Annotated in this window: 9 protein-coding genes; 4 read left to right on the top strand and 5 right to left on the bottom strand. The window is 72.3% G+C overall.

Annotated elements, in window-relative coordinates:
- A partial coding sequence (locus ACE3PU_RS13250) for a DUF6456 domain-containing protein (RefSeq protein ID WP_374390546.1) occupies positions 1 to 279 on the top strand: 279 nt, incomplete at its 5' end.
- 26 nt (positions 280 to 305) lie between these two features.
- Here ACE3PU_RS13250 and ACE3PU_RS13245 read toward each other — a convergent pair.
- Entirely contained in the window at positions 306 to 746 is a 441-nt protein-coding gene (locus tag ACE3PU_RS13245) for a SufE family protein (RefSeq protein WP_374390544.1), read from the bottom strand.
- Positions 747 to 919: 173 nt separating this feature from the next.
- Here ACE3PU_RS13245 and ACE3PU_RS13240 point away from each other — a divergent pair, with 173 nt between their 5' ends.
- Entirely contained in the window at positions 920 to 2575 is a 1656-nt protein-coding gene (locus ACE3PU_RS13240) for a sensor histidine kinase (protein WP_374390542.1), read from the top strand.
- 62 nt (positions 2576 to 2637) lie between these two features.
- Here ACE3PU_RS13240 and ACE3PU_RS13235 read toward each other — a convergent pair whose 3' ends face one another.
- Positions 2638 to 3498 carry a hypothetical protein gene (locus ACE3PU_RS13235; RefSeq protein ID WP_374390540.1) on the bottom strand — a complete coding sequence of 287 codons (861 nt, stop codon included), beginning with the start codon at positions 3496 to 3498 and terminating at the stop codon, positions 2638 to 2640.
- Between the two features lie 55 nt (positions 3499 to 3553).
- On the opposite strand from ACE3PU_RS13235, the gene ACE3PU_RS13230 reads away from it, so the two are divergent.
- The gene (locus tag ACE3PU_RS13230) at positions 3554 to 3898 is read left to right on the top strand and encodes a DUF1491 family protein (RefSeq protein WP_374390538.1); all 345 of its coding nucleotides are present in this window, start codon (positions 3554 to 3556) and stop codon (positions 3896 to 3898) included.
- Here the strand turns inward: ACE3PU_RS13230 and ACE3PU_RS13225 are convergent.
- Both ACE3PU_RS13225 and ACE3PU_RS13220 read right to left on the bottom strand, forming a co-directional pair.
- Entirely contained in the window at positions 3880 to 5358 is a 1479-nt protein-coding gene (locus ACE3PU_RS13225; RefSeq protein WP_374390536.1) for a sulfotransferase, read from the bottom strand. The two genes, ACE3PU_RS13230 and ACE3PU_RS13225, sit on opposite strands and share 19 nt — an antisense overlap.
- Before the next feature lie 5 nt (positions 5359 to 5363).
- The gene (locus ACE3PU_RS13220; RefSeq protein WP_374390534.1) at positions 5364 to 6395 is read right to left on the bottom strand and encodes a S1/P1 Nuclease; all 1032 of its coding nucleotides are present in this window, start codon (positions 6393 to 6395) and stop codon (positions 5364 to 5366) included.
- Positions 6396 to 6615: 220 nt separating this feature from the next.
- On the opposite strand from ACE3PU_RS13220, the gene ACE3PU_RS13215 reads away from it, so the two are divergent.
- The gene (locus ACE3PU_RS13215) at positions 6616 to 7230 is read left to right on the top strand and encodes a DUF4168 domain-containing protein (protein WP_374390532.1); all 615 of its coding nucleotides are present in this window, start codon (positions 6616 to 6618) and stop codon (positions 7228 to 7230) included.
- 1 nt (position 7231) lies between these two features.
- Here the strand turns inward: ACE3PU_RS13215 and ACE3PU_RS13210 are convergent, their stop codons facing one another.
- The gene (locus ACE3PU_RS13210; protein WP_374390530.1) at positions 7232 to 9094 is read right to left on the bottom strand and encodes a monovalent cation:proton antiporter-2 (CPA2) family protein; all 1863 of its coding nucleotides are present in this window, start codon (positions 9092 to 9094) and stop codon (positions 7232 to 7234) included.
- Between the last annotated feature and the right edge of the window lie 263 nt (positions 9095 to 9357).

Genomic DNA, 9357 nt, shown 5'->3' with positions numbered 1-9357 from the left:
GGCGCTCCGCTGACCATGCGCTGGGACGGCCTGCCACGCACCGCGTCGGGCGCGGGGGCGCGGGTCGAACCGGGCGAGCGCATCCTGTCGGCCGCGCGCCGTGTCGAGGCCGCCCTGGTCGCCGTCGGCCCGCGCCTTCGCCCCATCGTCAGCCGCATCTGCGTGCACGGCGACAGCCTGAAACTGGCCGAGACGGGGCTGGGCCTGAGGCGGCGGCAGGGCAAGACCCTGCTGAAACAGGGGCTGCAGGCGCTGGCGGAACACTACGGCGTCGGGTGAGGCGCCAGGTCGAAGGGCGACCGCGCCTACGCCGCCAGCGCCGCCTCACGGATGCGGCCGACCATGCTGTTCAGGCCGTTGGCGCGCTGGCGCGTCAGCGCCGAGGGAAGACCCAGGCGGTCCAGGGCGGACCGAGCGTCGAAGGCGAGGATCTCCTGCGGCGTGCGGCCGGAATAGAGCTTGAGCAGCAGGGCGATGTTGCCCTTGGACAGGGCGCTGTCGGAATCGGCGTCGAACCACAGCCGGCCGCGGTCGCGCATCGTCGACAGCCACACCTGGGCCGCACAACCGGGCACCTTGTTGGCCTCGGTCCGGGCGGCCTCCGGCAGCGGCGACAGGCCCTTGCCCAGTTCGATGACGTATTCGATCCGCTGCTCCCAGTCGCCCAGCAGGTCGAAGTCCTCGGCCAGGGCGGACAGGACCTGGTCCGGCGAATCGGTCGGGGCGGTGCGGTCGGTCTGGCTCATCGCCGCCAGATAGGCCCGGCGCGCGTTAACGACAACCGGCGCGACCGTCCCCAGCTTTCCGCATCCGGCGCATCTCAAGGTAGTCGCCCCACGGGCGAGCGCCCTCGCGCGGCCACAAGCCGAGGCGTATCCTGCGCACAGACAGATCGCCGGACCGCCGATTGACCCACGCCGTGAACCCTTCCTCAGACGTCCAGGCCCGCGCCGCCCGCGCCGCCGGGCGCGGCTGGCTGACGGGACCACAGGCCCTGGCCCTGTGGCACGCCGCCTGGGCGGTGGGATCGGCGCTGCTGGCTATGCTGAGCCAGTGGGCCCAGCCGGTGGCGGAGGGCGCGACGCCCGCGGCCCTGCTGATCATGGCCGCGCCGGGCGTGGCTGGCCTGGTGCTGATGTGGCGCGACGATCCGGGCGTCCGGCTGGCGCTGCTGTGCTTCTGGGCGCTGGCCACGGGCGCGGCGGCGGGCCTGACCGGCGGCGTCGGCGGCGCGGCGCCCGGTCTGGTCGCCCTGCCGCTGGCGGCGGGGATCGCGCTGGACCATCCCCGGTTCGGCGACGACCGGCTGACGCGGGTCGGGGCCCTGGCGTCGGGCCTGGCGGTGGTGTGCGGCCTGATCTCGAACTGGCTGAACCCGCCCCAGCCGCCGATGGCCGCCCTGACGGCCCTGTCGGTGCTGCTGGCTTTGGTGGCCATCGCCACGGGGGTGCGGATCGCCGGGGCCGCCCGGCAGGAGCGCGAACGGGCGGCCCTGGCCGCCGCGGCCGAGACCCAGGCCTTCCTGCACGCCCAGCCGACCCTGGCCCTGATGGTCGAACCGGAGGGGCGGGTGCTGGCCGCCTATGGCGCCGCGCCCCCGGCGATGTCGGTGCGCGACCTGGTGGAGCAGGGGCTGATCGCCGCCGTCCACGGCCCCGATCGTCTGGCCGTGTCCGCCGCCCTGGCCCGCGCCATGGGCGGACAGGACGCCGAGGTGGTGTTCGCTCCGCGCCAGGCCCTGGACCGACGCGTCGGCCTGGTGCTGCGGCGCTTTCCCGGCGAAACGCCGCGCCTGGTCGCCCAGGCCTTCGACGCCGGCGCCCAGTATGCGCGCGAACTGAGGCTGGAGGCAGCCCGGGTCGAGGCCGAGGCCCAGAACGCCGGCAAGACCCGCTTCCTGGCGACGATGAGCCACGAGCTTCGCACGCCGCTCAATGCGGTCATCGGCTTTTCAGACATCATGCGCCAGGGCCTGTTCGGCCCCCTGCCCGACCGCTACGGCGACTATGCCGACTCCATCCACCAGGCCGGCGGCCACCTGCTGGCGCTGATCAACGACGTGCTGGACCTGTCCAAGATCGACGCCGCCCGCTACCAGCTGGCGCTCGAGGATTTCGACGCCCGCGATCCGGTGTCCGAGGCCGTGGCCCTGATGCGATTGCAGGCGGCGGAGAAGGGCGTGGATCTGGCCGGCGTCCTGCCCGAGACGCCGCTGCCGGTCACCGCCGACCGCCGCGCGCTGAAGCAGATCGCGCTGAACCTGCTGTCGAACGCGGTCAAGTTCACCCAGGCCGGCGGCGCGGTGACCGTGACGCTGGAGCCGCTGGGCGACGAGGTCGAGCTGTCGGTCGCCGACACCGGCGTCGGCATCGCGCCGGAGGATTTGAAGCGGCTGGGCCGGCCGTTCGAACAGGCGGGCGGCGCGGATCAGCGGGCGCAGGGCACGGGATTGGGCCTGTCGCTGGTGCGGTCCCTGGCCGAACTGCACGGGGGACGCACCGTGATCGACAGCACCCTGGGCGAAGGCACGGCCGTCAGCGTGCGCCTGCCGATCGGACGCAAGACGGCGGACTAGCCTCGATCGACATTCCCCGACCTGGGCCTGTCATTGCGGGGCAGAGGCGAGGACCGCGCGCGCTACACCGGCCCCATCGCCAGGAACGCCCGCCCGGCGGCGAAGTCGCCGGCCTCGAAGGTCGAGCGCGCCACGCTGCCGTCACGGAACACGAACTCGACCACGACCGCCTCTCGGGGGTCGAGCTGGCCCATGGCCTCCGCCGCTACGGCGGGAAACCGCCAGGCCTGGCCCGCCTCGCGTCCGGACGGCAGCAGCTCGTTTTCGGCTGCGCCGACGCTGGACGCCCAGACCGCGCGACGCTGCGCCTGGGGCGGCAGTTCGCGCGCCAGCCAGGGCCGGGGCGCCACCGCAACGTCGCGCAGCACGATCCTCGCCCCGGTCGGGCGGGGTCGTCCGTGCCAGGACACCACGGCGGTCATGACGTCGGGCCGATCCAGGCCGCCGACGACGCCCAGCCGGATGGGGGAGGCGCCGACCGACGACTGCTGCACCAGCCGCCAGGTCGGGCGGGCATAGGCGGCGCGGTCGGCGATCCAGTCGGACCGGTCCCCCGGGAAGGTCATCCGGGCCGTGCGCGACCAGCCCGCGAAGGCCTTCCGCACCCGCCCGCCGACCAGCTTCAGGTCGCCGGAGTCGCAGGGCGTCGAGGCGGCGCGGGCGCGGGCGCGACGCGCCGTCTCGGCCAGTTCGCGGTCATTGGCCCCGGCGCGCAGGGCGGCGCCCCGCGCCTGCCAGGCGGCGGCGTTCAGGGCGGCCGAGACCTGGGGCTGGAACAGGCCGCAGCGCTGATTGGCGGCCAGGACGAAGCTGCGCTCGTAATAGCGGTCCTGCGGCGCCGCCATCGCCGACGTCGGCAGGGCGACGGCCAGTACGGCGCCGATCAGGCGTCTGGCGCCGCGCGGGGAAAGGGCTATCCTCATGCCCCCACCCTAGCGCCATGGCCTGTGGGTTCCGTTTCCGAGCAGGGTTAGCGAATTGCTTCTGTCCAGCGATCTGTGGGTCGGCGCCCTGATCCGCCGCGCCGAGATCGGCGGCGCCTTCGCCACGGTGGTGAAGAAGGGCGACGACCGCGCCGGCTCGGTGATCGTCAAGGCCTATGACACGTCGACCCGCACGGCGCGCCTGTTCACCGAGGCGTTCGGCCCGGACGGCGAACGGCTGTGGATCCAGCCCGTGGTCAGCGACAGCGAGAGCGAGCTGGACGCCTACATCGCCCGCCAGCGCGGCTATGACCCCGACCTGTGGGTGGTCGAGATCGAGGACCGTCAGGGCCGGCACTTCATCACGGAGAAGGTGGAGGATCAGTCGATCAGGCCGTAGCCCTCCAGGGCCTTGCGCAGGCCGCCGAGATGGGCCTCGTAGTTGCGCCAGCGGCCCGAGGAACGCTGGTAAAGGGGCTCGCGCACCTGCCAGACGCTGGCCGTCCGCACCGGCCCGCCCCGCGTGTGGAAGTCCATGACGCCGGGCTCCCAGTCCAGGCCGCAGAAAGCCAGCAGGTCGCGCACCGCCGGCTCCGGATCGGCGACCAGGGCGTCATAGTCGACCGTGTGGACATCGTCGGGCCACAGGGTCTTCCAGTGCGCGGCCAGCCGCCGCTCCTGGGCCAGCCAGTGCGCGGTGTCCTCCAAGTCCTGCGCATAGGCCATCGACAGGTGCAGGAAATAGACGGACAGGCAGTTGTCCATCGGGTCGCGGACCGTATGGATGATCTTCGCCTTCGGAAACAGCGCCTTGGCCAGGCTGAGGTAGAGGATGTTGTCCGGCCGCTTGTCCGTCATGACCCGCGCCGGCGCCACCCGCTCGCGCAAGCCGCCCAGATAGGCGTCGCGCAGCTTGCGCCGGCTGTCGGCGTCCAGGACCGCCAGGGCCTCGGGGAAGGGGTTGAAAGCGTTGCGCGCGATGGCGGGCAGCAGGTCCATCTCGCCCCCGGCGGACGCTTGGCTGTGCGCCGCCAGGATCCGCTCCGCCAGGGTCGAGCCCGAGCGGAACATGCCGCAGATGAACACCGGCGCCGGGCCGTCGTCCTCGATCGGCGGCAGGGGCGGCGGCGCGATGGCGATCAGCTTGTCGACGACGGCTTCGGTTGCGGCGCGGTCGTAGCGGACGCCCCGGCCGGCGCCGGTCGCGGCGCTGGCGTTGTTGGCCAGGCGATAGGCGGCGAAGGCCTCGTCATAGGCTCCGGACGAATCCAGCAGGCGTCCCAGCGCGAAGCCCAGGTCCGCCCGGTCCAGCATGGCCGACACGTCCTGCCCCCGCACCGCCGTCACGGCCTCGCGCAGGCGGCCGATCATCGGCTCGTCGGCCCCGACCGGCTCGGGGACCAGGCCCGCCAGGCGCGACAGGGCCATCGGATCGTCGGGCCGCAGCGCCAGCGCCCGCTGATAGGCCTCCCGCGCCGGCTCGCGCCGCCCCTGGTCCTCGTGCAGATTGCCCAGGTTCAGCCAAGCGGGGACATAGGCGGGGTTCAGGGTCAGCGCCGTCTCCAGCTCGACCCGGGCCTCCTCGGGCCGCAGCAGATCGTCCGACAGGATCACCCCGCGGTTCAGATGGACCTCCCACGGGTCGGCCGCGCCCTGGCGCAGCGCCTCGGCATAGGCGTCCAGCGCATCGTCCAACCGACGCATGCGTCGCAGGACCCGGCCCAGATTGTACCAGGCGTTGCCATCGGCGGGCCTGGCGGCCAGATAGGCCTGCCAGGCCGTCGCAGCCTCCGGATAGCGCAGTCCCGCCTCGTGGGCCCTGGCGGCGTCGTGCAGGGCGTCGGCGGTGGTGTCGGTCATGCCCCTCAGTCCTCGCCCACCATCGACAGCCAGGGGTCGACCGTTCCGGCCTCGACCTCGGCGACCTTGACGGCGGGCCAGCCGATCGAGGACGTGGCCGAGGCGCGCCAGGCGGCGGCGGTCCAGTCGCGCAACTCCGCGGCGCCGGCGGCCAGACGCTCGGTCACGAAGGCCGCGCCCCGCGGGTCGGCGTCGCGGAAGGCGCCCGCCTTCTCCATGCGGTAGAACGGGATGACCGTGCCCAGCGTCGTCGTCAGATAGGTCGCGGCGCGCGCCCGCGGATCGAAGCCGGCGGCGTCCGTCGCGGCCGGCATGGCCGCCTCGATTGCGTCCAGTCGCGCGACGCGGCCGGTGAAGGCGCCTTCGAAGATCGCATGGGTCTGGCGCGAGTTGGTGAAACCCTCGGGGTTCGGATGATCGCCCCAGCCGTTGTAGTGGATGGTGGTGTGGTGCGGCTGCGAGCCGTCGCCGACGTAGTGGCCCATCACCCCGATGTCGCGCAGGATCAGGGCCTCGCGACGCAGGCGGTCGGCGCGATACCAGGCCTGACGCTCCATGTCGGTCTCGCGCTTCTCGGCGGCGTTCAGCACCCGCCAGTAGGCGAAGTCGCGCTCCAGGTTCTGCCAGGCGTCGATCATGGCGTAGGGCAGCCAGCCGGCCTCGTTCACGTCCAGTCCGGCCTTGGTCAGGGCGGCGTCGTATTCCGATTTCAGCCGGGGCAGCTCGGCCAGCGTCATGCCCCGCTGGTCCATCACCCGCCCCTGGTCGTCCAGGTCGACAAAGTGGGCGGTGTCCCGCTCGCGGTCGTGCGGCTGGCCGGCGCCCTTCCAGCGGTCGGGCTCGCGCGCCAGTTCGCCGACGTCGGCGATGGCGGCGGGAGACTTCAGGAACGCCGGCATATCCTCAGGCAGGGCGCGCATGGCCGCCACGCCGATCAGCCGGTGGCCGGTGTTGCCCCAGGCCGTCACCGTGGCGGCGGAACCGACCACGGCGATCACGGCGACCGGCGCCAGGAGTGCAAGGACGAAACGATTCATGATGGCGAGGCCCCGGAGAAGTTCACGCCGGTCTAACGCATCGTTGATCGCCTCTCCAGCCCGACGGATTTGCCATTCGCGTCCGCGTAACTAGGTTAGAGGTGCTCCCCGCCTTTTCGCTCATTCAAGGCTCCACATCCTACGGGGAGCGACGACGTGATTGCGTCGTCGTCGTTTCCGGACGACGCCCTGTGGACGCTAGACCGAAAAGGACACGCCCATGCGCGCTCCCCGTCTCGCCCTTATCGCTTCCCTCCCCGTGCTGATGGCCGCCGCCGGCGCCCAGGCTCAGGAAAGCCAACCGCCGTCGACCGCGCCCGCCGCTGCGCCTGCCGCCGCCGGCTTCACCGACGAGGAACTGAAGCAGTTCGACGCCGCCATGACCCGCGTCCGCGCCGTCAGCGACACCCTGAACGGCGCCCAGCCCACGCCCGAGCAGCAGGCCGAGATGGCCGCGGCCATCCAGGAGTCGGGCCTGGAGGTCACCCGCTTCAACGCCATTTCCACCGCCGCGTCGTCGGACCCGGTGCTGGTCGCCCGCATCGGCGTGCTGAAGGCGACGCCGCCGGCCCCCGGCACGCCCGCGGCCAGCGTCACCGATGACGAGCTGACCCGCTACGTCACCGCCATGACCCAGATCCGCGCCGTCACGGCCGAGGTTCAGAACGGTCAGGCCACGCCCGAGCAGAGCGCCCAGCTGACCGCCGCCGTCCAGGGCTCGGGCCTTGAGGTCGAGCGCTTCAACGCCATCGCCCAGGCCGTGTCCCAGGACGACTACCTGCAGGCCAAGGCGCAGCTGATCGGCGCCCAGACGCAGACCGGCGTCAGCCAGTAGGTCAGGCCTCGGCGGGTTCGCTCCGGATATCCGGCGCGGGCGGGCCCGCCTCGTCCTCGTTCAGCAGACGGCCCTCGCGCTTGGGCTTGATGTAGGGGGCCGGCTGGGGCGTGGGCAGGTTGCCGCGCATCAGCTGGCGCCCCGCCGCCAGGCCGCCGGTCAGCTGCAGGTCGAGCCGCGCGTCGTCGCGGCGCCGCACGTCGCCGATGGTGTCGGCGGCCTCGCGTTCGTCCAGCCCCAGCTCGACCAGGGCGCGCTCGCCGAACTTGAGCGCCGACTCGAAGGTCTCGCGGATCTGGTAGTCGACGCCCGCCTGGATCAGACGCATCGAATGGCCGCGGTCGAAGGCGCGGGCCATGATCCGGGTCGTCGGGAACTCGTGCTTCACCAGTTCGACGATGCGGTCCGCCGCCTCCGGCTTGTCGACGCAGACCAGCACAAGCTCCGCCTCGTCCGCGCCCGACGCCCTCAGCGTATGCAGCTGGGTCCCGTCGCCGTAGTAGACCTTGAACCCGAACTGCGAGGCGGCCTGGATCATCTCGACGTCGTTCTCGATGATCGACACGTCCACGTCGCGCGCCAGCAGGGGTTGGGACACCACCTGGGCGAAGCGGCCGAAGCCGATGATCAGCACCTGGCCGCGCAGGTCCTTGGCGAAGTCCACGCCCTCGGCGTCCTCGACCGAGACGCTTTCCTTGGGCAGCAAGCGCCCCAGCAACAGGGTCGTCAGCGGCGTCAACGCCATCGACAGGATGACGATCGCCGTCAGCATGGCCGCCACCACGGGCGAGAACAGGCCCGCCGCCACCGCCGCCCCGTACAGGACGAAGGCGAACTCTCCCCCTTGGGCGAACAGGGCCGCGCGTTCGATCGCCTCATGGTGGCTGGACCTGAACAGGCGGGCCACGGCGTAGATGCCGACCGCCTTGACCACCATGAAGCCCAGCACGCCGCCCAGGACGATGCGCCACTGGTCGATCACCACCGACACGTCCAGCGACATGCCGACGCTGAGGAAGAACAGGCCCAGCAGGATGGCGCGGAACGGCTCCACGTCCGCCTCCAGCTGATGGCGGAAGGTCGATTCCGACAGCAGCACCCCGGCCAGGAAGGCGCCCATGGCCATCGACAGCCCGCCCAGCGCCATGGCCCAGGCGGCGCCGACCACGACCAGCAGGGCCGCCGCCGTCATGACCTCGCGCCCGCCGTAGCGCGCCAGCAGGCGGAACACGGGATTGACCGCCCAGCGCCCGGCGGCCAGCACGCCCGCCACCGCCGCGACGGCGAAGGCGATCGTCTGCCACAGCGGCGGCGCGCTCTCGTCCACCACGCCGGTCAGGGTCGCCAGGACGGCGACGACGGCCAGAAGCGGCACGATGGCCAGGTCTTCCAGCAGCAGGATCGACACCGCCCGCTGCCCGGAGGCGCCGGCGATCTCGCCCCGCTCCTCCAGCATCTGCATGATGACGGCGGTCGAGGACAGGACGAAGCCCATCGCGCCGACGAAGGCCACCGGCGCCGACACGCCCACGGCCATCGCCGCCAGAGTCATCAACAGGCCGCACGCCATCACCTGGGTCGCGCCCAGGCCGAAGATGTCCTTCCGCAGTCCCCACAGCCGTTTGGGCCGCATCTCCAGCCCGATGATGAACAGGAAGATGACCACGCCGAACTCGGCGACGTGCAGGATGGTCTCCGGTTCCTGGAAGAGGCCCAGGCCGAACGGTCCGATGGCCAGGCCGGCGGCCAGATAGCCCAGCACCGAGCCCAGGCCGACCTTGCGGAAAATCGGCACCGCGACCACGCCCGCCGCCAGCAGCGCCGCCGCAGCGCCCAGATCCAGTCCTGTCGCCGCCTCGGCCATGCGCGTCCCCTCAAGCTTCAGCCCCGATAGTGGGGTCGAACGCGCCGAATTGCCATCGCGCCGGCTTGCGCCCCGCTCGCGTTTGTCCGATGCCGGGCCGATGATGCGACGCCTGTCCCGCCTCGGCCTCACCATCCTGCTGCTGAACGCGCTGTCGTCGCCCGCTGCGCAGGCGTCGGCAGGCGAGGCGCCCACGGCGACGGCGGCGCAGGGCGCGGTGCGCGGCGTCACCCGCGACGGCGTCGATCGGTTCGAGGGCCTGC

Origin of the sequence: Brevundimonas sp. (genome assembly GCF_041911375.1) — a bacterium.
Taxonomy (GTDB): domain Bacteria; phylum Pseudomonadota; class Alphaproteobacteria; order Caulobacterales; family Caulobacteraceae; genus Brevundimonas.
The sequence above is the reverse complement of the archived record's forward strand: the minus strand, read 5'-3'. Positions and strand labels throughout refer to the sequence as shown.